Raw genomic sequence first — 23,495 nt, forward strand, 5'->3', positions numbered from 1 at the left:
TATATTATTTTTTGTCTTTCACAGATAAGATACGAATGTTATTTAAGTTATTCAATTCATTTTTTCAATAAGAATTTTCTTTAACTTACTTTGCAAACACAATTTTTTTACTCGCTAACAATACACTTTCTTTTGATGCCATTTGTTTTTTCAATTCGTTACGCTTTTCTTCAATATCTTTTTTTAGTGCAGCTAACTTAATTTCAAGTGCGACCAATTCAATCGATTTTTCCGTAACTTTCTCTTTTGATTTAGCTAACCTCTCCTCTACATCCAGATCAATTAACTCACTTATAGTGATATTAATTATTTCATTTTGCTTTTTAAAGTAACTTTTTCTATCCCCAAGCATTTCAGTTAATAATCGATTCCACTTCACTTGATTTAAATCATTTCTAAATTCATTATTCAACAATGTGATTTCGTTTTCTAACTCGAAATATTTTATAGATGTAATCCGTTCTTCAGTTACTAGCTTTAGAAGCGAATCATTTAGCTTCAACATTTGTAATTCAATTTCAGAAATTTTTTGGGCAAATTCATAAAGCTTCAATAAATTACGACTTAACTCCAAATTTTTTGCATTTAAAATATCAATCTTTGCTTCCAATATTTGAATCGTTTGCGTATTTAGTAAAAAATCATGCTCAATATCGCTTGCAACTTCAGAAGGGGTATTCTTACCCTTATGTACATCTTGTATAAGGCCTAGCGCAAATTTAACATCAGTATAATTAAACCCTTGTTTTGAGCAAATTAAATTCGCTAGAAATATTTTATAAACATCATATATATCTAACTTATAATTCCTACCAACTCTTGAATCAACAAGATATTCGTCCTTAATTAGTAACTTCATTATATTTCTTACGTCATTGTCATTTCTGTCAAGGATACGAGCTACATCTATTGTTGAATATCTTCCTGCAACATTTAACGTTATCACTGACACAGGAAATAATTCTTCTTCATCTCTTTTTGTAACCAAATACTTATATAGTGGGTCCTCTTTAAACCTATTTAATAATAATTGTTTAATTTCCATAACTTCTCCTAACAGCACTCTTGCAGTGATTTAATATTAAGAGCATTCCTTAACGGTTAACCGATTAACGAATGCTCTCGACTTTACAAAACTGATTATATTCTATAATTAGAACTGTTCCCAACTAAATGTAGTCGTTGATGAATCCCACATAGCTTTAAATTCCTTCATAATATAGTTATAGAAATATTTAAACGACCAAATCCCAGCTGCTTGCTGGCCCGCCGCGTCCTCTTTAGTAATTTTGAGTTTGTAACACTCATCCATTAAGGTATATATATAACCGGGATCACCTACCACATTTAGAAGCTGGTCTATTAAACGTTCATCTTCTTTAGAAACAGCCACAGCATTACTTAAATATAAGTAATGAAATTTAATTAATTCCTTTTCATCCTCGACATTGGATTGATGAATATTCTCTGTTAGTAATTTTTGATTAGTAATATTTGAAGTAATCTCTGGTATTGTTACTGACATATTACCAATTGAGACATCCTTATTTTCCACTTTAGGGTCCGAAAAAGGTTCGTTCAAAAGGACTTTTTGGCTCTTGGACATTGTCAAATTGGCCCCTACAAAGTGACCTTTTTCTTTCTCATAATGGTAATAATGCTTTGTCTCCGCAACAGTAAGGCTGAATTCTTCAAATCCTTCAAGCTGGTGTCCTATAAGATTCAGATCATCAATGATTTTTCGTAAGTTAACACGGTATTGGTACGTTCGATCAACTTTCCACATAGGATTGTTTCTTCTTAAAAGAAATCCTTTATCAACTAAACTTTTTAAATACTTGCGAATCGTTTTCAAATTCGTATCAATCATTAATAACTCATTCTTTAATTCTTCCGCTGCCTTATAAATCCAGCCCCCCTCAAATTCATTCACTTCTTGCTGCATCCTAGCTGATTCTTCACTTAAAAACTGATCATATGTTTTAGTTCTTGGTGTCCAGTATAAAAACTGATTCAAAATTGCAGCTTCATCACGATGCATTGTTAAAATCACAAGTTCTTCCTTAATTACACTTCGTAGTAAAATATCGCGTTCTGATTTCATTTTTTAGCCCCCTCAAAAATTTCAAATCATCTTACACTCGGATTTTTCATTTTTTAAGGGCAAAACTAAAAAAAATCATTATTAGCTTCAAATGATTATAAAGACCTAAATTATTCATATAAAAAGATAGAGCTAAAAATTCCGGCTCTATCTAAAAGCAAACATTTATAGTTGAATACGAAAAGAACGTTTCTTACTACGATTTTTCGATTCAATTTTTTCATTGCTTATAAAATCAACATCCGATTTATCAGCATCTTCAACATAGTGTAAATCCGCTGCAACAATCGAAACATGATAGCCTTTTTCCTCCACTAACTTTCGAAGTTCTGCGAATAAATCAAAGTCTAAATTCTTATGAGCCTCATTACGTTCTTGAACTAAGTCATCATTAGCTTCAACTGTAGTAAATACTTGTAATGTGACTTCTCCACCATATAGCTTATTTTCCATTTCAAATCAAACTCCTTTTCCGAATCGTATTTTTAACTAAATACTGTTTATCCGTGTTAATTAGTTCTTCCTAGCTGTGAAAATAATTGATAAGCATCTTTGAATGCGTTTAAATACGTCATTTCATTTAATTGATGTATATAATTTTGGATTGCTCTGACTGATTCAATACTTTGCTCATTATCATTCGTTTGATTTTGAAGTAACTCTTCAATTGATTTAAAAATAGCTTTACATTCATCTGTTTCATATTGTGCATCTAATCGTTCAGCTATAAGAATAGCAAGTATAACTGATGTGTTATCTACCACAACACCACCTCTTTTTCTTTAAACGAAAATTTTCTTTTAACTACAATTCAATATTATCATTAAAAATATTGCTTGTAAAATAAGAAAACGATAGTCTATTTATAACGGCTATTTATATTTCTATTTATAACTAGCTTTATAAATAGTGAGGTGAGTTCGTCTTGGATAACAAGGGGATAGGCATGCTAATCCGAAAAATACGACAAGAAAACGACTGGAAACTAATTGATTTAGCTGAGAAATTGGATATTTCTTTCTCGTCATTATCGAAAATCGAGAATGGCACACAAGACATAACTTATACGATGTTGAGAAAAATTTGTAATCAGTTCGATTTATCACTAAGTCAGTTTTTCAGGGAATTGGAGCATAGTATTAATATTGAAGCAGAAGCAAACGATTTAGAAGAAATCGACATATTATTGGAATTAACAAAAGAAATTGAAAAACTTTCAGTTGTTCAACAAAAAGCTTTATATATTTTATTAAAACAACGCTAATTTTAATATTCATCTTTAGGAAGTTTGGTCCTAGACATAATAATTATTTTATTTTGTAGCAGTCTTACTCCCCTTTTAATAAGAAATCAAAATTTATTTCATTTAAAAATACTTCTTCAGGTGTAATAAATAGAGCCAGCCAATATAATGAAGGCTGGCTTTAATTATTTATTTCAAAAAAGTTCATTATGCCCCTTAAAATTCCATGGACATGCTGTTATATTGTTTATGTTAGTAAATTCACTTATTTTTTATTGTTTTTTTATCCAACAATTGCGAGATGTTTTTCTAAACACTCTTCTAAAAATCCTTCTTCGAAATGAAATCAAGGCATCTATCATGCGATTTCACCAACAAATTCAATCCATTCGCTTCAATTAATAATTCATTATTCGTAAACTAATATTCCCATTTTGATGGTTTCTATATAATAATTCAGCATTACAGAACAAAATAGCTCGTCACTACTTGTTCTGCCAATTAATTGGCGATTTATATATAATGAAAATCCAATTGTAAATCGTGCCGTTGCCAAACTTTACGTTGGTCTAATGCGCTAGCTGTTGCTCTGCATTAGTTAGAAATACCTTCTCCCCTTTAGCTAGGAGAAAAAATGATGATAACACATCTAAAAATGTAAGAAGCTAAATCAGTTGGACGGTCTGATCTATCGTCAAGTGCGTATGCGACTACGTCATCGTAGGTTTTTATAACTTTTGCCATTGGAATTTGTCTTAGGACAACATTCTCACTTTTCATCTAGTTGAGGGATGAAATCTGTGGAATACAGATATAAGTGAGCCGCACCTGTCTAAAATGACAACAAGTCGTGTACTTGTAGTGTGCAACGAAAACTCACCGAAATACTAAAGTCTTTCTTTTACACCATATAGACAGAAAGAAAATATTTAGGAAAAGCCTTTATTTTCTTTAACTGGTGTAATGAACTTTATATAAATTCTATAAAGATCAGACTTTTTAGCAGCAGGCGAAGTCTGTCTTTTTTTATTTTTTTGAAAGGAATGATTTTATGCAACATAAACGTGGATGGATTAAAACCGATGATGAAATTCGGGATTATGCAAATAAAGATGACGATTTGCACAACAAAGGGGCATACATTAATTTAATGACACAGCTAAATAAACTGGCTCGTCATAGTAAAGGCATTAGTGTTCATAAGTCGATGCAGCAATACTATCATCACGTTCACCTTTTCTGCTTATTTTTAGCAGATTATTTCAGTTTAAAAACATTAGCAAATATTCATGATAAACATATCGTCGCTTACGTCATCGAAAGACAAGATGAAGGAAAATCCGCTTCAACTATTAAAAATGATTTAGCAGCGATTCGCTATTTTCATGACCAAATTCCAAACACTCGATATCGAATTAGTGACAATCAAAAATTGAAAGAAAAGTACCCTGAATTTGATTTAGAGCGAAGAAAGTTCGGTGGTGTTAATCGCCGCGCAACAGAGTATGAATATCAAGCATTAGTAGCACTTGCTGCAAATTCGAAGAATCCTAAATTATCGTACATTATTCAATTAGCACGAGAGCTTGGACTACGTGTTCACGAAGCGGTAAAAGTCGACCGCGCTAATGCTAAGAAAGCTTTAAGAACAGGTCTATTAACTGTGAAAGGAAAAGGCGGGTTAATCCGTAATGTTCCAATCAATAGTACTGCATCAACTATCTTGAAATCGGCTATGAGCGGCATTGAACGTGGTCATAAACTATTCGTTCCAGTGCATTTGAAAACACATCAAGTGATTCAACAAATACAGGATTTCGTACGTAATAACCGCGATAAAGTACGTGATCCATTTAATGACCGAGCTGAGGGTGTTGAAATAACTATGCATAGTTTCAGACATAATTATGCAAAAGAACAGTTCGAATACTTTTTAGAGGAAGGACATGAGCCAGAAGATGCGAAAAGAAAAGTATCGAGGTTGATTGGTCACCATCGAGCAGATGTAACTGATATATATTTAGCAGACTAACTAAAATAAGCCGGAACCTTTTACTTAGGTTCCGACTTATTTTAATTCTACTTTTTATTTTCACGTAGTTGCATAATTTCATTTTGTAACTGTTCATTCATTGTCTGTTGTGATTTACGCAAACTTTCAATTTCATCATATAATTTACGTACTTCTTCATTATGATTGGCTTTTCCCTCAACTAGCGCTTGTGCTTTCTCTAGTTTCTTTTGCTCTACTACAAACTCCATTTCTTGCTGATGGTTCAGTTTTGTTTGCCTTAGTTCAACCTGTGTAGAAGTCAATTCACTTGTAATTGAAGTGATTTGTTCTTCTATAGTTTTTACTTGTTGTAGTAACACACTCTTTTCATTATTAAATTGTTCCTCATACAATTTCGACTTCCGAGTAAATTCTAATTTAATTCGTTCGTTTTCGTCAGCATATTCTTTATATTTCACAACTAAACCATTCAAAGTATCATTTTTTTCTTTATACTCTTCAATAAGTGCCTGATTGTTATTTAGTATGATTTGATTTTTTGCTAATTGGTTTTCTAATTCAACAACTGTATTCGAATGTTCTTGAACTAACAATACAATCGCTTTCAGTGAATCCTTAGTAGTTTGAAGCTTTTGCTGTAAGTTTATAATTAAATCCCCTTTATTTTGAAGTTGATTAGATACTTCTTTAACAGCGTATTCTTCCAAAGAAACTGATTGCAGAATCATACTTACAATCCATTCATACATACTTGCTATAGGTTGCTCTAGTACAGTCGAATCTTGCTTGTATTCGCTCCCCCACTCTTTAATTGCATCCGTTTGATCGAATGCAAAAGTACGCGCAAATAATTCTTTATTCAACAACCCGCTTTCCTCGATTACTAACTTACCTTTTTCATAAAATTCTTCTCCTGCATTAAAGCCATTTGTTTTATCCGCCATTCTATCACCTTTCCTGTTAACATTTTTTTATCGAATTTTAATTTGCTTACTACGATAACTTTAAAAGAAAACCTGTTTTTTAGGAAATGAGAGTTTGAAATCGATAACTACATTTCTGAACAATTTCAAACTATTATACTCACAGATTTTTCTATTATAAGAGGTAATTTTAATTTTCAATCATTATGGATTTAACTAGGAATATAGAAAATCGAAGTTATACTGTTTTGAGAATGGAGGTGAAGGTCAAAATGAATTTGGACCAAGCATTAAAACAAATCGAAGAGTTAAAGGCCGAATTAGCTCTATCTGAAAAGAAACTGATTAGCGAACAAAAACGACTACGAGAAATCATCGGAGCCTGGCGGAGAAAAGCTGAAGGCAAAGGTATATTCAAGGAAGAAATTCGAGAAGGCTATAATGCAGTATCAGGTATGCATTACAAAACTTACACCATTTCGTTACCTGCTGATCTGCCAATAGAAGAAATTTTAAGTTATTTAAAGACTGAAAGTTTACCCAATCTATATCCGTATGTATTCAAAAAAATTGATTATCTACCTCGATCAAAAGCCTGGGCCTTCGAAGTTGAAATGGATTTAAATTACGACATTCGTTTAGAAGAAGCATTTATAAAGCAATATTACGAAGAACATTTTTGATGCAATCCCCCAAATTGAAGAGTGGTAAATTTGCCATGAAAATACCTAGATGGTTTGGCGGTGAAACTTACCACCTTATTTTACCATCAACAACAAACGTTAGAACCACTTGGGTTCCAGCACTTTTTCAACTGGTAAGTTTGCTTCTAAAATACCTAGATAGTTTGGCGGCGAAACTTACCACCTTATTTTACCATCAACAACAAACGTTAGAGCCACTTGGGTTCCAGCACTTTTTCAACTGGTAAGTTTACACCTTAAATACCTAGATAGTTTGGCGGCGAAACTTACCACCTTTTTTCAACCACACCAAACCTCATCTAGCCTCAGATGTTTGTTCATCCAAAAAAAATTAATTTTTTTTATAAAAAGTTGATTTTTGCTATTAAAATCTATTAAATCATTGAGTAGAATGTTTTCACTTTTAGCTAAAAGTATTTTTTACCACTAAACTTTACAGGAGGAAAACATTCTATGAAAATTGATCGTAAATTTGATAATGTCGCACCCGTAACTGCTATTCGTGTCACTCTTGAAGTGTTATTTGACACATTTATCGCTCAGTATTATTCTGAAGATAAGGTGATTTCTACTGCATCTTCTTTTGTGAAGGAGGATGCATAAAATGAAATATGCAATCTATATTCGAATCAATACAGCAACAGACAATGAAAATGTGTCTATCACGAATCAAGTTACGCTCTTTGAAAACTTCATGAAGAAAAACGGCATAGAGCTTTATAAAATTTATTCCGATATCGCAGGTGGTTCAACTTTAGAGCGTGAAGGCATTCAACAATTGATGACAGATGCCAAGAAGAAAAAATTTGAAGGCGTTATCGTACAAGATTTAACTCGCATCTCGCGATTAGGTCATTTAACTCAATTAGTAACTGACGTTTTAAATACTAATCAAATTAAGTTAATTACTTTATCAGAGTTAAATACTGATAATTACCCGACACTAGCAGGTTTTATTAACGATACTAGTAATACGAGCGTAATGGATTATATACACCTAAATTCAAAGCGTTGTGCTATCTATGTCCGTACACCCAAGGATTCAAGTGAACATTTGATTTCAAATCAAATTAACCAGTTGAATAAACTTGCTGATGTTCTTAAATTAGAAATTGATAGTATCTACATCGATGAAGGTTCAGGTTCCGAATTAAATCGAGAAGGTCTCCAAAAACTAATGTCTGATGCCCATGATAAAAAATTTGATGTGGTACTTGTACAAGGGCTATCACGCGTTTCACGTAATGCAGCAACAACTAAACAATTTATCAACTTATTGAATACTAATGAAATTGAGTTGCTATCTTTTGATGCTCAAAAAATTCAATTTTTAAATGATATGTTCGAACATTCAAGTAATCTTCCAATTATGGAGGATGGCCGACATGTTTAAGCGAAAAAAAGGAAAAAAGAAGTTACGGGTTGTAGCTTATGTTCGTGTATCGACGAAATACGAAAGTCAGCAAACATCCATTTCTGCTCAAATCGCAATGATTAAAAATTTCGCAGATGAAATGGGTTGGGAACTTGTAGAAATTTATATTGATATCGAATCCGGAGCAAAGTCAAATCGTGAAGGTATTCAAAAATTGATGACAGATGCCAAAAACAAAAAATTTGATGTAGTTGTGACCAAAGAGTTCTCTCGAGTATCGAGAAATAGTGCATTTTCATACGAGTTTTATGATGTCCTAATTCACAATCAAATTGATTTAGTAGCACTCGATGGATCTGTTAATACACTAGAAGATAATTCTATGAACTTGGGGTTATATGTGTGGCTGTCTGAAAATGAATCTGTAAGAACTAGTAGACGAATTAAAGCAGCGTATGATACACGTGTAAAATTAGGTCGCTTTGATGAAGCGCCATTTGGCTACGATTTAAAGGATGGACGATTATATGTTTCTAGCGATGGTAGTGCAGAAGTTGTGAAACAAATTTTTGCAGATTATATTGCAGGTAAGAGCTTCGATGGAATAGCACGTGCCTTATATAAAGAGGATGTTCCTACCCCAGCAAAACGAAAAGGTCATCAAAATGCCGGCGAAGTTTGGCACGGCTCTTCTGTTCGACAAATTCTAGAACGTGAAATTTACACTGGTAAACTTGTTGCAAAGAAAACTTCAACAATTTCTCCTACAACAACAAAGCGAATTGTTAACGATGAAGAGGATTGGATTGTTCGAGAAAACACACATGAGGCAATTATCTCTAAGGAAGATTTCGAATTAGTACAGCAGCTTATTAAAGCTAGAAAACGTATTCGTTCCCAACAAACTATACACCTATTTACAGGACTACTCATTTGTGCTAATTGTGGTGCAGGTATGCACTTTAAACGTGATCGTTATGTTTGTGGATATCAAAATAAATATGGGAAAAAAGCCTGTTCAGAAAATTTCCGTCCCATCGAAACAAAATTAATCCAAGCAATTTTAGATGATTTAAATTCACTTTATTTTTCAAAAGTATCTCAAAATTCTATTGAGAAGCTTTTAGACAAACAAATCGAAAATTCACAGACTAAAGTAAATAACGATTTAGAAAACTTCAACTTAAAATTAACTAGTCTACGAAAGAAAAAACAAAAGGCTTTAGAACTGTTCCTAGATGATAAAATTGATCAAGATTCATTCAACAACCTTGCATTGACATTAAATCCCCAAATTGACGAATTGGTCGAAAAGATTAATTTGTTAGAGGTTGAAGAAGAAAATGAAACAACCATCAATGTTGATGAACTAAAGCAATATATTCGGCAAAAACTAAATCCTGAACAACCGTTAACAGAATTAACACCAGAAATTCTAGCACGATTTGTAAAGGTTATCAAAGTAAAAGCAGACGGCCAATTAGAGGTGCATTATCGCACTTCTAAACCGTCTGCTTTTTATGTTTCTGACAATATTAAATTAACTATACCAAAGACGCATCCAAATAAAGCGTACGTTGAAAAACACGCTTAAATAAGGATTAGTCAGCTAGTTCAAGCCACGCACAGCATTCACAATGCGTCGTATGTGGGAACATATCCACTGGCTGAACTTCCTGTGTTTTATACCCGCCGTCCTCTAAAATACGCAAATCACGGGCTAAAGTGGCAGGGTTACATGATACATAAACAACACGTTTCGGCTTTTGCTCGATGATCGTATTTAATAACGCCTCATCACAGCCTTTACGTGGTGGGTCTACTACTAAGACGTCTGCAACTTTGCCCTCAGCGTACCAGCGTGGGATGACTTCCTCGGCTGGACCGGCTTCGAAATAGGTGTTTGTGAAGCCGTTTAGCTCGGCATTGCGTTTGGCGTCTTCAATTGCTTGCTCGACAATTTCAACACCCATGACATGACCGGCTTTTTGTGCTAAAAATAGCGAGATGGAGCCGATACCGCAGTAGGCATCAATGACACATTCATTGCCTTCAAGCTGTGCATAGTCCAGTGCTTGCTTGTAGAGCACTTCGGTTTGAAGCGGGTTTACTTGATAGAACGAACGTGCCGAAATTTCGAAGCGTACGTTGCCGATTGTGTCTTCAATCGTATCTTTGCCCCATAGTGTGAACGTATCGTTACCGAAAATAACATTCGTTTTGTCGCTGTTTACGTTTTGGACAATGGACGTCACATTTGGTACAAGTGCTCGGATTTTTGCGATGACTTCCTCTTTTTGTGGGAATTTTTTTGCTTTCGTGACAAGTACGACCATCACTTCGCCTGTTGCACGACCTTTACGCACAACAACATGGCGCAGCATTCCTTGGTGAGAGGCTTCGTCATATGGACGAACGCCTAATACCATAAGCTCATGCTTTAAATCGGCCATCATCGTGTCGGCTTCACCTGTTTGAATTAAGCAGCGCTCCATGTTGACAATGTTATGCGATTTTGTTTTGTAAAAGCCTGCTACAATCTCGCCTGTTTCGGATTGTGCAAATGGGATTTGAGATTTATTGCGGTAATGCCATGGCTCGTCCATTCCCTTTACTGGATGAACAGGCGCATCGATTTTGCCTAAGCGCTTCATGGCATTTTCGACCATTGATTGCTTCCATTTGAGTTGTCCCTCATAGGAAAGATGCTGTAATTGGCAACCACCGCATTGTTCGAAATAGTCGCATGGTGCATCTACACGGTCGGGTGATTTCGTTAAAATTTCTACGATTTTCGCAAAGCCGTAGTTTTTTAACGTTTTCAATACATGCACTTCCACTGTTTCACCAGGCAGTGCCCCTTGAATAAATAATGGATAGCCATCGATTTTCGCAACGCCATTGCCATCATGTGTGAAATCTTCTATATAAACTGTTGTACGCTCATTCTTTTTAATTGGTGCTGTCATTTGTAGAATCTTCCTCTCATTTCAATCTCTTCATTGTACCATGTCGCTTTAAAAATGTACTTCCTGAAATGTCGCCTTTTGATTCGAATAATTCTGTGTATTTTATTTTCTATGGTATTCTTTTCCTAATACTACTATAATTTATTATTACAAAATTAAGAAAAAATGATCAAAAGGAGGCTTAAACTATGTCTGTTCGAAAGAAATTAAATTTAGGTTTTCTTACAATTGAAATGCTCATGCTCGTTACCGTTATTTTTGCAGCTGTTCAATTTTTCCGCATTGGCAACGATGTATCCGACGCAGTAGATGTGCAAATGGCGCAAATTCAGCGTATTGATGATATCCAGCAAAATCTATTATCGCAAAATATTTCTACCCGCGCATATACAGTCGATCCATCTCAAAAAAATCTAGATGCCATTACGGCGCATTCGAGTAATCTGAATGAGCTCATTGCTGAGGTAGAAAAACAAAACACCTTAAAGGATGCCAATACGCTCATTTTGAATTTACAGGATCAGCTCGCACTCATTAACGAGCAAATTTCAAAAATGACCGCGGCCATTCAAAACCGTGACGTAGCAACAGCACTTTCCATCGTTAATGGTGACTACAATTACACAAGCTCCTTTGCCCATGAATTAACGGAAAAAATTGTGGCACTTGAAAATACTCAGCTCGATACAATGGTAAACAATACGAAAACGGAAATTAATCGTTCAACCATCGTCTCGGTTGTCTTTATTTTCCTTACAATTATTATCGCAACAAGTTCGATGATTTACACAAGACGCGGTATCACAAAGCCACTTCAAATCATGTCAAAGGATTTAGAGCAAATGGCCAACGGAAATATCAAAATCGACCATAAGCCCCTCCAATCAAATGATGAAATGGGGAAGCTTTCGCGTGCTTTTATTACTTTGCAGCAAAACTTTGAGGAACTACTATCAAAAATCCAGCACAACTCTGATGAACTCGCAAAATCCTCAGAGCAGCTAACACATAATAGCCAAGTTATTTCAAATGAAACGGTTCAAATTCAACAGCTGATCACGCACACTGCCAAAACATCTGAAACAATGGCAATTGGCGCAAGTGAAGGTGCGGATGCAGTAGATGAAACATCCCAAGGCATTAATGAAATTGCGCGCGCGACACAGGAGCTGCATAACGGTGCCATGACCTTAACTGAAGCTGCAACAACAGGAGTAACGATTGTTGAGGATGCGCAAAATCAGATGGCTACTATGCACAAATCAACACAGCATATTGCAACATTAACCCATATTCTAATCGAGCAATCCGAGCAAATAAGTGCCATCACAAATGCCATTACCGGTATTGCCGATCAAACGAATTTACTAGCACTAAATGCCTCGATTGAAGCAGCGCGTGCCGGTGAGCATGGCAAAGGCTTTGCTGTTGTAGCTGACGAAGTACGTTTACTAGCCGAACAATCAAAACAATCCGCGGCACAAATTGTGGGCCTTACAAGCACCATTCAAGCTAACTCACAAAACGTGAACGATGCAGTCGAAAGCAGCTTACTTTGTGCAGACCAAAGTGTTACGGTGATTAACCGCGCAGGTCAGGCTTTCCATGAAATTTCGACGTATATTAAAGAAATGTCACAGCAGGTGGAGCAAATATCTGCAACGTCCGAAGAGATTTCTGCCAGCGCCGAGGAAGCTGCCGCGACCGTTATGGAAATTTCGCATGGGACAGAGCAAACAGCAAGTAACGTCGAGCAAATCGCCGAGGCAACAGATGAGCAAGCTACCGTCATTCAACAAGTTGACGCATTATCCGCTCGCCTTGCCGCTCAAGCAAACGAATTACAAAATAGCCTCCATAAATTTAACTTATAAAAAAACAAGCCTTCCTTCAGTAGTTTTCACCACTGAAAGAAGGCTTAATTTTATTCACGCTCGCTTCTTTTATCCTTAGGCGCTACATAAAACGCGGCAAGTAATGAGGCAATGACCACTAAAAACGGTGCAACAAATATGATAAATTCATTCATTTTATATTCCCCCTATGCATGCTCATCATGCGCCCCTTTTACATATTCTTTATCAAATACAAATAGCTTAAACAGCAAGTAGAGCGATGGAATGAGTAACGCTGCTCCTAAAATAAAGGCAATGATAAGCGCAATCCCCATTTGGTAATTTGTCACGCTATCATGAATTGTTAGGTACGGATACAGTAAATACGGATAATGCGAAATACCATACGCAAAAAAAGCACAGGCAAATTGGGTAAATAACAAAATAATCGCTAATCCGTAATTGCGCTTCATCCACAATAAATACGTCGTCACTAAAAATAGCACAGCCGAGATTGCAAACAACCACCATACATCCACGATTCGTTCAAATCGAAATGGATTATGCCCTTTAAATTCAATGAGGATGCCCACAGCCGCAATCGCAAGTGGTGCCGACCAAATCAGGGCATATTTACGCATGAGGTTAGCTGCATTTTTATCTCCTGCTTTATGCGCATACCATGTCAAAAATACTGCTGAAATGTAAAGAACAGCTACAATGCTTAGAACAACGATGCTCCACGTCAATGGGCTTGTAAATAATGCGTTATAATCCAGCTGTGGCACATCTCCAACCAACTCCACATAGCCACCCTCTGAAATCGTTAACACGACTGACAGCGACGCAGGAATAAGTAGCCCAGCAATCCCATAAGCCGTTGCATAGCCTTTATGCCCCGCCATGCCATAAGATTCAAATGCATAATACGCACCACGAATCGATAGTAAAATAAGCGAAACACTAACGGGCACTAATAGCACCGTTCCATAATAATAGGCAGTTTGCGGGAAGAAGCCGACAATCCCAACAAAGAAAAACACTAAAAATACATTCGTTACTTCCCACACGGGCGACAAATAGCGCTTAATGACACCGCTCAAAATATCCGAGCGATTCGTCAGCACGCTATACGCATTATAAAAGCCTGCCCCAAAATCGATGGATGCAATAATGACATAGCCAAATAAAAATGCCCATAACACACAAATTCCAATCAATTCTAATGACATCTTACACCTCTCCTTTCGAAGAACGCGCTGCTATTTCTTTGGTGATTGGATTATTTTTAAACATGCGGTGCAACGTCACAATACTGCCAACCCCTAATATGAAATACAAAATCGAAAACAAGATGAGCATAAAATCCACTTGCCCGCTTGTCGTTGCCCCTTCAGCTGTTGTCATATACCCACGTAATATCCAGGGCTGCCTTCCAACCTCCGCTAGCCACCAGCCTGCTTCTATCGCAATAATAGATAATGGTCCTCCTAAAACAACGATAAAGCGAAACCATTTTGAAGCGATAAATGACCATTTACGCCAAATGCCTACTAAATAGACAGCCGCAACAAACAGCATAAACATCCCTATAAACACCATGATATTAAAGTGATAATGAATACTATAAGGTGGATGTTCTTCAACTGGAAATTGGTCCAATCCAATAACCTCTTTTGTAAAACTATTATGTGCTAAAAAACTAAGCGCGTATGGAATTTCTAGTGCATACTTAATTTCACCATCATCTAGTATGCCAAATAAAACTAACGGTGCATTTTCGCTCGTTTCAAAATGCCATTCTGCCGCTGCAAGCTTTTCTGGCTGATACTCGGCTAAATACTTACCAGAATAATCACCAATCATGGCGGTTGCTACAGAAAAAATGAAGCCTAATTTCATCATTAAATACAGTGCTTTTTTATGGTAAATATGATTGGAACCGCGCATTAATTTATAAGCAGCAATCGACGCTAATAAAAACGCACACGTCATATACGCTGTCACGAGCACATGCGCTACCTTTGTTGGCACTGCCGGATTGAACATCGCCACAAGTGGTTGAATATTTACTAGCTGACCATCTACCATATCAAAACCTTGTGGCGCATTCATAAACGAATTCACGATCGTAATAAACACCGCAGACATGGAAGCCCCTATCGCCACTGGAATCAGTAATAATAAATGCTTTTTCTGATTTTCGAAACGATCCCATGTGTATAAATAGATCCCTAAAAAGATGGCTTCAAAGAAAAACGCAAATGTTTCCATAAAGAGAGGTAACGCAATTACCTTTCCTGCTACCTGCATAAAATTCGGCCAAAGTAACGATAGCTGCAAGCCAATAACCGTTCCTGTTACAACGCCAACAGCTACCGTTATCACAAAGCCCCTTGCCCAACGCCGTGCCATTAAAATATAGTGCTCATCCTTATTTTTAATGCCGACCCATTGGGCAATCATAATCATAATCGGTACGCCTACGCCAAGCGTTGCATAAACAATATGGAAAGAAAGGGTGACCTCCGTTAAAATACGACTCCAATATACCGCAGACTCATTCATAAAAAAATACCTCCTCACCAAACATGTCATTACCGTTACTATACCCAACAACTATTCTTTTGAACGTCCAACCACATTCTCAATCAAACAAAAAAACCTACAAGGTATAATCTTCCCTGTAGGCTCATTTTTATAACTATTCTTCTAAAACATTAATTTCACCAATTTCATTTAACGGTACAAATACTTCAATATGGCGTTTTAAGTTTTGGAATGTCGCTGGAACATCGCCACCATATTCGCCATCTAAGTTTAAGTGTACATCTTCTTCTGAAGTAACCTCAACACGACTCGCTTTACGATAAATGACACGCTCATCTGATAGATGCTCCCCGCGCAATGCTAAAGAGGCAATACGTACGAAATCCGCAATATTACATTCCTTTAAAATCATGACCGTAAATAGCCCATCATTAATCGATGCATCGGGTGCAATTTTTTCAAACCCTCCCACTGAGTTTGTTAAACCACATAAAAACATCATCGCGTTGCCATCAAATTCTTCCCCGTCCATTTTAATCTTCATATGAGTGGATTTAATGGAAGGAATCATCTCAATCGCTTTTAAATAATAGGCCATTTGTCCAAGTATGGTTTTCATCTTACTTGGCACCTCATACGTCAATTCTGTAATACGTCCTCCTGCAGCGATGTTAATAAAATAACGTTCGTCATTTAACAGCCCTACATCTACCGGAATGGTTTGACCACCTATGATGATTTCTACTGCTTCCTCAATATTGCGCGGAATATGCACGGCACGAGCAAAATCATTCGTTGTGCCCATCGGAATTAAGCCAAGCTTTGGGCGATTTTCACATTGACTCACACCCGCTACCACTTCATTTAGTGTGCCATCTCCACCGACAGCAATAACGACATCAAATTCACGCTTGACCGCTTCAATCGCTGCTTTTGTTGCATCTCCAGCACCAGTTGTAGCATGGCAAGACGTTTCGTAACCTGCAATTTCAAGTTTTTCTAATACTTCTGGTAAATGCTTTTTAAATGCTTCGCGACCAGAAGTTGGATTATAGATTATTCTCGCTCTTTTCATAAGTTTTCTCATCCTGATCCATAATATTTGTCATTCTGTTCAAAGTATACTGTTGATTGATTTTGAAAAGCAATTAAATCTTCTTTACCTATACACGTCTCAAAACCAAAAAAGTTCCTACTATATTATATAGTAAGAACTTAATGTAAAAAATAGGATGTTTCGACTTAAATTTATAGAATTTGCGTTACTTTTTGTTTGAAGGATTCGTATACATAAAGCCATAGCTTTTCATCTTCTACATATTGCGTGCGCATTTTATCATAAATTGCCTTTTGTGCCTCATCAAAGGCTGGATCCTCTTTTTCGGGCAAGGTTGCACGATAGTCCATAACAAGTTGCTGTAATTGTGGTGCGCGTGGGCCCCAAGTAGTCATCACTTCACCTGCTTCATTTAAAATTAAGTAGATTGGAATGGCACGACCACCGTTTGTTAAATAGCGATCGATTAAGTCTGTGTCTGCATCACGTAGCGCTGTACGCACTTCAACCTGAGCAGCCTCTGCAATTTTACGGATGATCGGGTTATTAATCATCGCATCGCCACACCAATCCTCTGTAATCGCTAGAATATGCACATTTGCCTGTTGTAATTGCTCGATAAATGCGTCCTCCTGAGGTAAGGTAAAGCGTTCATAAATAGCCTCACTTTGCTCCTTTAATTGCGACATTCCCTTCATATAATCCTGTATTGTCTTACTCTCTTCAAAATACTGCTGTTCCGTTTTCATAAAATAACCACCTTTATAGTTCTACCTCCTAATTTTGCACTTTTTTTAGAAAAAAAGAAAGTTAAATATGTCTAAAATGTTAACGAAATATATAATTCTGAATTTTCAGTACATAGAGTTTTAAATAGAATTTCAGCTATATTTCGACAAAATTTTTAACTTTTTATTATTCTTGTATAAATTATTTATTAATTACAAACAATTAAGAATTTTAATAATTATTTAACTTATCAATAATAATAATAAATCAAGCCTATTAACTGTTCTTCATAAAACTTTTCTGATATATTGTAGTAACGCATCAAAATATTATCAGAAAATTGTGTTTACATCATTTTCTAGGAGGATTTTAGAATGAAAAAAAATAAAAAAGTCGCACTTACTGCAACAGCACTTTCATTATCAGCTATTTTAGCAGCATGTGGCGGAGAAGAAGAAAAATCAGCAACATCGTCGTCAACTGATGATGCAGAAAAGGTACTAGACCTATTAATCACATCTGAGCCACCATCACTACACCCACAATTAGCTACAGATACAACTTCTGGTGCTATTTTAGAAAACACATTTGAAGGCTTAACAACAATGAAAGACGGCGAGCCTGTATTAGCGGCTGCTGATGACTATGTTGTTTCTGAAGATTTATTAACATACACATTCACTTTACGTGACGCGCAATGGTCAAACGGTGAAAAAGTAACTGCTCAAGATTTTGAATACGCTTGGAAATGGGCTTTAAATCCAGAAAACGCATCGGAGTATTCTACAATCCTTTACCCAATTAAAGGCGCTGAAGCATACAACAACGCTAAAGGTACTGCTGAAGAAGTAGGCGTTAAAGCAATCGATGAAAAAACATTAGAAGTAACATTAAATGCGCCAACTCCATATTTCTTAGAGTTAACAGCATTCAAAACATTCTTCCCTATTCATAAAGCAACAGCGGAAGCAAATCCAAAATGGTACACTGAAGCAGATTCATATGTAGGGAACGGTGCATTCACACTTGCTACATGGAACCACTCTGGTGACATCGTATTAGAAAAAAGCGAAACTTACTGGGATGCTGAAAATGTAGCCCTTGAAACAGTAAACGTAGCAATGGTTGAGTCTGAAACAACTCAAATGACAATGTTTGACGCTGGCGAAATTGATTTCTTAGGTGCGCCATACGGTACAATCGCACTTGATGCAATCGAGCGTTTAAAATCAGAAGATAAATTACAAGTATCAGACCTTTCAGGTATTTATTGGTACAAATTCAATACAAAAGATCCTGTAATGCAAAACGAAAACATCCGTAAAGCGTTAGCATTATCAATCGATCGTGAAGCATTAATTTCAAATATCGTTAAAGGTGAACAACAACCTGCATTAGGTATTGTTCCAAACTCAGTAGAAGGCTTTGGCGATGACGAAGGTTACTTCAAAGATGCTGACATCGAAGAAGCGAAAAAATATTTAGATGCTGGCTTAAAAGAATTAGGCTTAGCAAGTGCTGCTGATTTAGAAGTAAAAGTTTCATATAACACTTCTGAAGCTCACTCTGCAATCGCTCAATTCATCCAACAAGGCTGGACATCTAACTTAGGTATTTCAGTTAAGCTTGACAATGCTGAATGGCAAGTTTATTTAGACAAGATCCAAGCTGGTGACTTCCAAGTTGGTCGTCTTGGTTGGGCAGCTGACTACAACGATGCTTACTCATTCTTAGAAATGTACAACTTACCAACAAATGGTAATAACCAAACTGGATGGTCTAACGAAGAGTACACGAAAATTTTAGAAGCTTCTACTACTGAAACAGACGCTGCAAAACGTACTGAACTATTATTACAAGCTGAAGAAATCATCATGGATGACATGCCAGTAGCACCGGTTTACTACCAAACAAACTTATTCATCAAATCGGATGATGTAGAAAACATGGCACCGGATGCATTAGGTAACATCAACTTAAAATTCGTTGACGTTAAATAAATTTAGTTTTTCTTTGTAAATGCAATTTGTATTTCTAATACAAGCGTATTTTTCATAGGAGGAGGTGTCTCAATAAATGAGACACCTCCTTTACTACTATATAAGAATTTTCAAAATAATATAAAAAGGAGGTTAGGACATTGCTTAAATTCATTTTTAAACGATTACTTTATATCGTACTTGCAATGTACTTAATTATTACAGCGACGTTCTTCTTAATGCAGCTAGCACCTGGTAGCCCGTTTGCCAGTGAGCGCGAATTACCACCTGCCATCGAAGAACAATTAAACGCAAAATATGGGCTCGATAACCCGTGGTATATCCAATATAAAGACTACTTGGTCAATACAATTACCTTTGATTTTGGTGAATCCATGAAGTATAAGGGGCGCTCAACAAACGATATTATCGCCGAGAGTTTCCCAGTTTCACTTGCTTTAGGTATACAGGCAATGATATTAGCCATTGGGATTGGGGTTTTACTAGGAGTAATTTCCGCGCTCTACCACAATAAACTCCCAGATTACCTATCAACAATTGTAGCAATCTTAGGGATTTCGGTGCCGTCGTTCATTTTAGCTGGTTTACTACAATACTACTTAGCTTTCAAAGCAGGTTGGTTCCCGGTAAGTGGTTGGAAGGGCTTTAGCTATACAATCTTGCCTGCCTTTGCCATCGCATTAACACATGCTGGTTTCATCGCCAAGCTAACGCGTTCGAGTATGTTAGAGCAAAATAACTCAGAATACGTAAAATTAGCACGCGCCAAAGGTCTTGGTAAATGGACAATCGTCTTCAAGCACTCTTTACGTAATGCTTTACTACCCGTTGTGACGTATCTCGGCCCATTATTTGCTGGGGTTATTACAGGTAGTTTCATCGTCGAACAAATCTTTGCCGTACCAGGTCTTGGTCGCCACTTCGTAACATCGATTACGAACCGTGACTACACAGTTATTATGGGTACGACTGTATTCTATTCATTAATTTTATTATTAGCGGTTTTAGTTGTAGATATTTTATACAGCGTCATTGACCCTCGAATTAAATTGAAAGGAGCGAAAAAATAATGGCTCAAAACGAACAGCAAATTCCAAAAGTATCACCTGATATGTTCGAAGTGGTTGGCCGTTCTGAAAATACGGACGCATTATCGAAAAAACAAGTGTCTTATTGGAAGGAAGTATTTTATCGCTTCTCTCATAACAAATTAGCCGTAGTAGGCTTGTTCTTATTAGCGATTATTGCAGGCTTTGCGATTTTCGCACCGATGTTATCATCGTTTACGTATGAACAAAATGTAGGCTTATACAACTCCGCGCCATCTGCAACGAACTGGTTTGGTACAGATGACCTTGCACGTGATATTTATGTACGTGCCTGGGAAGGTGCTCGAATTTCTTTATTCATCGGTATTACTGCTGCCGTGATTGACCTAATCATTGGTGTTTTGTGGGGTAGTATCGCAGGTCTTGCAGGCGGGCGCGTAGATAATATTATGATGCGTATTGCCGACGTCTTAACAGCGATTCCATACTTATTAGTCGTAATTATTTTACTTGTAATTATGGAGCCTGGTTTAGTGCCAATGATTATTGCCCTTTCGATTACCGGCTGGGTAAATATGGCACGTATCGTTCGAAGTGAAGTATTAAAAATCAAAAACCAAGAGTATGTGCTTGCTGCGCGTACTTTAGGTGCAAATCAATGGCATATTATTAAGCGTCACTTAATCCCAAATGCTATGGGTGCCATTTTAGTAACAATGACTATGACAATTCCAAGTGCAATCTTCACAGAAAGTTTCTTAAGCTATTTAGGTTTAGGGGTTCAAGCACCTCTTGCCAGCTGGGGTACGATGGCCTCTGAAGGTTTCAAAGCACTTCAATCTGCTCCATGGCGATTATTGTTCCCTGCTTTCTTAATCTCGATTACAATTTTCGCATTTAACGCAGTTGGAGACGGCTTACGTGACGCACTTGATCCGAAATTACGTAAATAAGGAGAGCGTACACTATGAATATGAAGAAAAAAGTATTAGAAGTAAATGACTTACGCATCAATTTCAAAACGTACGCTGGTGTTGTACAAGCCGTACGTGGCGTTAGCTTTGAATTATTTGAAGGGGAAACACTCGCAATCGTTGGTGAATCAGGCTCTGGTAAATCCGTAACGAGTAACGCCTTAATGAAATTAATCCCTCAACCACCTGGTATTTATGCCGGTGGTGAGATTAAATTCAACGGTCGCGATATCATTCCTCTAACAGAAAAAGAAATGATGCAAGTACGTGGGAATGATATCGCCATGATTTTCCAAGACCCAATGACGGCGCTTAACCCAACAATGCGCATCGGTAAGCAAATTACGGAAGTGATTTTAAAGCATAAAAAAGTCACTTCAAAAGATGAAGCAAAAAAACGCGCCATTGAGCTACTTGATCAAGTAGGGATTCCTTTCCCAGAGCGCCGCTACAAAGCATACCCACATGAATTATCTGGTGGTATGCGTCAGCGTGTGGTAATCGCCATTGCCCTTGCAGCCGATCCAAAGCTATTAATCGCCGATGAGCCGACAACGGCACTGGACGTAACAATCCAAGCGCAAATTTTAGAGCTAATGAAAGAGCTTCAAAAGAAATCAAATACGTCGATTATTTTCATCACGCATGATTTAGGTGTTGTGGCAAACGTAGCAGACCGCGTAGCCGTTATGTACGCAGGCCAAATTGTGGAGTACGGTACAGTAGAGGATATTTTCTACAATCCACAGCATCCATATACTTGGGGCTTACTTGGCTCGATGCCAGACTTAAACAATTCAACGGATGAGCAATTAATGGCGATTCCTGGCTCACCGCCAAACTTAATTGACCCACCAAAAGGCGATGCATTTGCAGCTCGTAACGAATTTGCAATGAAAATCGACTTTGAAATGGAGCCACCAATGTTTAAAGTATCGGATACACATTTTGCAAAAACATGGTTACTGCATCCAGATGCACCACCAACTCCACTTCCTGATGCGGTAGCACGCCGTATTCAAGGCTACAACTTGGAGGGCAAATAAGATGGCAAACAAAATTTTAGAAGTAAAAGGCTTAAAACAATATTTTGGATCTGCGAAAGCCCCGATTAAAGCAATTGACGGGATTTCATTTGATGTTTATGAAGGCGAAACATTAGGTTTAGTTGGGGAGTCTGGCTGTGGTAAATCCACAACAGGCCGCTCAATTATCCGCCTTTATGACATTACAGAGGGCCAAATTAACTTTAAAGGTCGCGACATCTCAGAGCTAAAATCTCGCAAAGAATTATTACAATTCAACCGTGAAATGCAAATGATATTCCAAGACCCATACGCTTCATTAAATCCGCGTATGACGGCTGGCGAATTAATCGCAGAAGGCTTTGAAATTCATGGGCTTTATAAAAACAAAAAAGAACGTCAAGAACGCGTTGGTGAATTGCTTGAAGCAGTTGGTTTAACACGCGAGCACGCCAACCGCTATGCCCACGAATTCTCTGGTGGTCAACGTCAACGTATCGGTATTGCACGCGCACTTAGCCTAAATCCAAGCTTTATCATTGCCGATGAGCCAATTTCAGCACTTGACGTTTCGATCCAAGCGCAAGTCGTTAACTTATTAAAGCAGCTACAAAAAGAACGTGGCTTAACATATTTATTCATCGCCCATGATTTATCGATGGTTAAATACATTTCAGATCGTATTGCCGTGATGTACCGCGGGAAGATTTTAGAGCTTGGTTCGGCGGATGAGATTTACAATAATCCAATCCACCCGTACACAAAATCGTTATTATCTGCTGTCCCTCAGCCAAACCCTGAGTATGAGCGCAGCCGTGTGCGTATTCCATACAAGCATGTCGATCACGATCCAGCAGCGCAAGTAATTGAAGCGCGTCCAGGTCACTTCGTCTTCGGTACAGAAGCACAAGTGAAGGAATGGGTAAAATAATTTAGACAAAAGT

Annotated in this window: 23 protein-coding genes; 12 read left to right on the forward strand and 11 right to left on the reverse strand. The window is 37.0% G+C overall.

Going from position 1 to position 23,495, the window contains the following annotated elements:
• Positions 1 to 85: 85 nt before the first annotated feature.
• From MKX47_RS17260 to MKX47_RS17275, 4 genes are all read right to left on the reverse strand, one after another.
• Complete coding sequence (locus MKX47_RS17260) at positions 86 to 1,045, reverse strand: hypothetical protein (protein WP_340776656.1); 960 nt, start codon at positions 1,043 to 1,045, stop codon at positions 86 to 88.
• A 108-nt stretch (positions 1,046 to 1,153) separates the two neighbouring features.
• Entirely contained in the window at positions 1,154 to 2,104 is a 951-nt protein-coding gene (locus MKX47_RS17265) for a hypothetical protein (RefSeq protein WP_340776658.1), read from the reverse strand.
• A 165-nt stretch (positions 2,105 to 2,269) separates the two neighbouring features.
• Positions 2,270 to 2,557 (reverse strand): hypothetical protein, encoded by a 288-nt coding sequence (locus tag MKX47_RS17270; RefSeq protein ID WP_340776660.1) that lies wholly within the window; start codon positions 2,555 to 2,557, stop codon positions 2,270 to 2,272.
• A gap of 56 nt (positions 2,558 to 2,613) precedes the next feature.
• Entirely contained in the window at positions 2,614 to 2,868 is a 255-nt protein-coding gene (locus tag MKX47_RS17275) for a hypothetical protein (protein ID WP_340776662.1), read from the reverse strand.
• Between the two features lie 182 nt (positions 2,869 to 3,050).
• Between MKX47_RS17275 and MKX47_RS17280 the strand changes: the two genes are divergently transcribed.
• Together MKX47_RS17280 and MKX47_RS17285 are read left to right on the forward strand one after the other, a co-directional pair.
• On the forward strand, positions 3,051 to 3,368 hold the full coding sequence (locus MKX47_RS17280; protein WP_340776664.1) for a helix-turn-helix domain-containing protein: 318 nt from the start codon (positions 3,051 to 3,053) through the stop codon (positions 3,366 to 3,368).
• 1,030 nt (positions 3,369 to 4,398) lie between these two features.
• A complete protein-coding gene (locus tag MKX47_RS17285) occupies positions 4,399 to 5,379 on the forward strand; it encodes a tyrosine-type recombinase/integrase (RefSeq protein ID WP_340776666.1) in 981 nt (326 codons plus the stop codon).
• A gap of 47 nt (positions 5,380 to 5,426) precedes the next feature.
• Here the strand turns inward: MKX47_RS17285 and MKX47_RS17290 are convergent, their stop codons facing one another.
• The gene (locus MKX47_RS17290; protein WP_340776668.1) at positions 5,427 to 6,305 is read right to left on the reverse strand and encodes a hypothetical protein; all 879 of its coding nucleotides are present in this window, start codon (positions 6,303 to 6,305) and stop codon (positions 5,427 to 5,429) included.
• Between the two features lie 251 nt (positions 6,306 to 6,556).
• Here MKX47_RS17290 and MKX47_RS17295 point away from each other — a divergent pair, with 251 nt between their 5' ends.
• From MKX47_RS17295 to MKX47_RS17310, 4 genes are all read left to right on the forward strand, one after another.
• Entirely contained in the window at positions 6,557 to 6,967 is a 411-nt protein-coding gene (locus MKX47_RS17295) for a hypothetical protein (protein WP_340776670.1), read from the forward strand.
• A 474-nt stretch (positions 6,968 to 7,441) separates the two neighbouring features.
• Positions 7,442 to 7,591, forward strand: a complete 150-nt coding sequence (locus MKX47_RS17300; protein WP_340776672.1) for a hypothetical protein — start codon at positions 7,442 to 7,444, stop codon at positions 7,589 to 7,591.
• A gap of 1 nt (position 7,592) precedes the next feature.
• Positions 7,593 to 8,381, forward strand: coding sequence for a recombinase family protein (locus tag MKX47_RS17305; protein ID WP_340776674.1), 789 nt, complete (start codon positions 7,593 to 7,595; stop codon positions 8,379 to 8,381).
• On the forward strand, positions 8,374 to 9,957 hold the full coding sequence (locus tag MKX47_RS17310) for a recombinase family protein (protein WP_340776676.1): 1,584 nt from the start codon (positions 8,374 to 8,376) through the stop codon (positions 9,955 to 9,957). Before MKX47_RS17305 ends, MKX47_RS17310 begins: the two co-directional genes overlap by 8 nt.
• Positions 9,958 to 9,964: 7 nt before the next feature.
• Here MKX47_RS17310 and rlmD read toward each other — a convergent pair whose 3' ends face one another.
• Positions 9,965 to 11,332 carry a 23S rRNA (uracil(1939)-C(5))-methyltransferase RlmD gene (gene rlmD / locus MKX47_RS17315; protein ID WP_340776678.1) on the reverse strand — a complete coding sequence of 456 codons (1,368 nt, stop codon included), beginning with the start codon at positions 11,330 to 11,332 and terminating at the stop codon, positions 9,965 to 9,967.
• A gap of 188 nt (positions 11,333 to 11,520) precedes the next feature.
• On the opposite strand from rlmD, the gene MKX47_RS17320 reads away from it, so the two are divergent.
• Complete coding sequence (locus MKX47_RS17320; protein WP_340776680.1) at positions 11,521 to 13,206, forward strand: methyl-accepting chemotaxis protein; 1,686 nt, start codon at positions 11,521 to 11,523, stop codon at positions 13,204 to 13,206.
• A 50-nt stretch (positions 13,207 to 13,256) separates the two neighbouring features.
• Here MKX47_RS17320 and cydS read toward each other — a convergent pair whose 3' ends face one another.
• The 5 genes from cydS to MKX47_RS17340 all read right to left on the reverse strand — a co-directional run bounded on the left by cydS (position 13,257) and on the right by MKX47_RS17340 (position 17,523).
• A complete protein-coding gene (gene cydS / locus MKX47_RS21455) occupies positions 13,257 to 13,361 on the reverse strand; it encodes a cytochrome bd oxidase small subunit CydS (RefSeq protein ID WP_445683595.1) in 105 nt (34 codons plus the stop codon).
• 12 nt (positions 13,362 to 13,373) lie between these two features.
• Positions 13,374 to 14,399 carry a cytochrome d ubiquinol oxidase subunit II gene (locus tag MKX47_RS17325; RefSeq protein WP_340776683.1) on the reverse strand — a complete coding sequence of 342 codons (1,026 nt, stop codon included), beginning with the start codon at positions 14,397 to 14,399 and terminating at the stop codon, positions 13,374 to 13,376.
• A 1-nt stretch (position 14,400) separates the two neighbouring features.
• A complete protein-coding gene (locus tag MKX47_RS17330) occupies positions 14,401 to 15,735 on the reverse strand; it encodes a cytochrome ubiquinol oxidase subunit I (protein ID WP_340776685.1) in 1,335 nt (444 codons plus the stop codon).
• A gap of 136 nt (positions 15,736 to 15,871) precedes the next feature.
• Positions 15,872 to 16,792 (reverse strand): diacylglycerol kinase, encoded by a 921-nt coding sequence (locus tag MKX47_RS17335; RefSeq protein WP_340776687.1) that lies wholly within the window; start codon positions 16,790 to 16,792, stop codon positions 15,872 to 15,874.
• Positions 16,793 to 16,965: 173 nt separating this feature from the next.
• Complete coding sequence (locus MKX47_RS17340; protein WP_340776689.1) at positions 16,966 to 17,523, reverse strand: thioredoxin family protein; 558 nt, start codon at positions 17,521 to 17,523, stop codon at positions 16,966 to 16,968.
• Between the two features lie 354 nt (positions 17,524 to 17,877).
• Here MKX47_RS17340 and MKX47_RS17345 point away from each other — a divergent pair, with 354 nt between their 5' ends.
• From MKX47_RS17345 to MKX47_RS17365, 5 genes are all read left to right on the forward strand, one after another.
• On the forward strand, positions 17,878 to 19,503 hold the full coding sequence (locus tag MKX47_RS17345) for a peptide ABC transporter substrate-binding protein (RefSeq protein ID WP_340776691.1): 1,626 nt from the start codon (positions 17,878 to 17,880) through the stop codon (positions 19,501 to 19,503).
• A 140-nt stretch (positions 19,504 to 19,643) separates the two neighbouring features.
• Positions 19,644 to 20,573 (forward strand): ABC transporter permease, encoded by a 930-nt coding sequence (locus MKX47_RS17350; protein WP_340776692.1) that lies wholly within the window; start codon positions 19,644 to 19,646, stop codon positions 20,571 to 20,573.
• On the forward strand, positions 20,573 to 21,505 hold the full coding sequence (locus tag MKX47_RS17355) for an ABC transporter permease (RefSeq protein WP_340776695.1): 933 nt from the start codon (positions 20,573 to 20,575) through the stop codon (positions 21,503 to 21,505). The genes MKX47_RS17350 and MKX47_RS17355 overlap by 1 nt, the downstream gene beginning before the upstream one ends.
• Positions 21,506 to 21,525: 20 nt before the next feature.
• Positions 21,526 to 22,572, forward strand: a complete 1,047-nt coding sequence (locus tag MKX47_RS17360) for an ABC transporter ATP-binding protein (protein ID WP_340777868.1) — start codon at positions 21,526 to 21,528, stop codon at positions 22,570 to 22,572.
• A 1-nt stretch (position 22,573) separates the two neighbouring features.
• The gene (locus tag MKX47_RS17365; protein WP_340776697.1) at positions 22,574 to 23,482 is read left to right on the forward strand and encodes an ABC transporter ATP-binding protein; all 909 of its coding nucleotides are present in this window, start codon (positions 22,574 to 22,576) and stop codon (positions 23,480 to 23,482) included.
• Positions 23,483 to 23,495: the final 13 nt, after the last annotated feature.

This window comes from Solibacillus sp. FSL R7-0668, assembly GCF_038006205.1.
Classification (GTDB): Bacteria; Bacillota; Bacilli; order Bacillales_A; family Planococcaceae; genus Solibacillus.

Coding starts and splice junctions, on each gene's coding strand:
- MKX47_RS17325 (WP_340776683.1), bottom strand. CDS start 14,399: ATGTCATTAGAATTGATTGGAATTTGTGTGTTATGGGCATTTTTATTT.
- MKX47_RS17340 (WP_340776689.1), bottom strand. CDS start 17,523: ATGAAAACGGAACAGCAGTATTTTGAAGAGAGTAAGACAATACAGGAT.
- MKX47_RS17310 (WP_340776676.1), top strand. CDS start 8,374: ATGTTTAAGCGAAAAAAAGGAAAAAAGAAGTTACGGGTTGTAGCTTAT.
- MKX47_RS17360 (WP_340777868.1), top strand. CDS start 21,526: ATGAAGAAAAAAGTATTAGAAGTAAATGACTTACGCATCAATTTCAAA.
- MKX47_RS17335 (WP_340776687.1), bottom strand. CDS start 16,792: ATGAAAAGAGCGAGAATAATCTATAATCCAACTTCTGGTCGCGAAGCA.
- MKX47_RS17330 (WP_340776685.1), bottom strand. CDS start 15,735: ATGAATGAGTCTGCGGTATATTGGAGTCGTATTTTAACGGAGGTCACC.
- MKX47_RS17320 (WP_340776680.1), top strand. CDS start 11,521: ATGTCTGTTCGAAAGAAATTAAATTTAGGTTTTCTTACAATTGAAATG.
- MKX47_RS17305 (WP_340776674.1), top strand. CDS start 7,593: ATGAAATATGCAATCTATATTCGAATCAATACAGCAACAGACAATGAA.
- MKX47_RS17265 (WP_340776658.1), bottom strand. CDS start 2,104: ATGAAATCAGAACGCGATATTTTACTACGAAGTGTAATTAAGGAAGAA.
- MKX47_RS17260 (WP_340776656.1), bottom strand. CDS start 1,045: ATGGAAATTAAACAATTATTATTAAATAGGTTTAAAGAGGACCCACTA.
- rlmD (WP_340776678.1), bottom strand. CDS start 11,332: ATGACAGCACCAATTAAAAAGAATGAGCGTACAACAGTTTATATAGAA.
- MKX47_RS17270 (WP_340776660.1), bottom strand. CDS start 2,557: ATGGAAAATAAGCTATATGGTGGAGAAGTCACATTACAAGTATTTACT.
- MKX47_RS17355 (WP_340776695.1), top strand. CDS start 20,573: ATGGCTCAAAACGAACAGCAAATTCCAAAAGTATCACCTGATATGTTC.
- MKX47_RS17345 (WP_340776691.1), top strand. CDS start 17,878: ATGAAAAAAAATAAAAAAGTCGCACTTACTGCAACAGCACTTTCATTA.
- MKX47_RS17300 (WP_340776672.1), top strand. CDS start 7,442: ATGAAAATTGATCGTAAATTTGATAATGTCGCACCCGTAACTGCTATT.
- MKX47_RS17365 (WP_340776697.1), top strand. CDS start 22,574: ATGGCAAACAAAATTTTAGAAGTAAAAGGCTTAAAACAATATTTTGGA.
- MKX47_RS17290 (WP_340776668.1), bottom strand. CDS start 6,305: ATGGCGGATAAAACAAATGGCTTTAATGCAGGAGAAGAATTTTATGAA.
- MKX47_RS17285 (WP_340776666.1), top strand. CDS start 4,399: ATGCAACATAAACGTGGATGGATTAAAACCGATGATGAAATTCGGGAT.
- MKX47_RS17295 (WP_340776670.1), top strand. CDS start 6,557: ATGAATTTGGACCAAGCATTAAAACAAATCGAAGAGTTAAAGGCCGAA.
- MKX47_RS17280 (WP_340776664.1), top strand. CDS start 3,051: ATGCTAATCCGAAAAATACGACAAGAAAACGACTGGAAACTAATTGAT.
- cydS (WP_445683595.1), bottom strand. CDS start 13,361: ATGAATGAATTTATCATATTTGTTGCACCGTTTTTAGTGGTCATTGCC.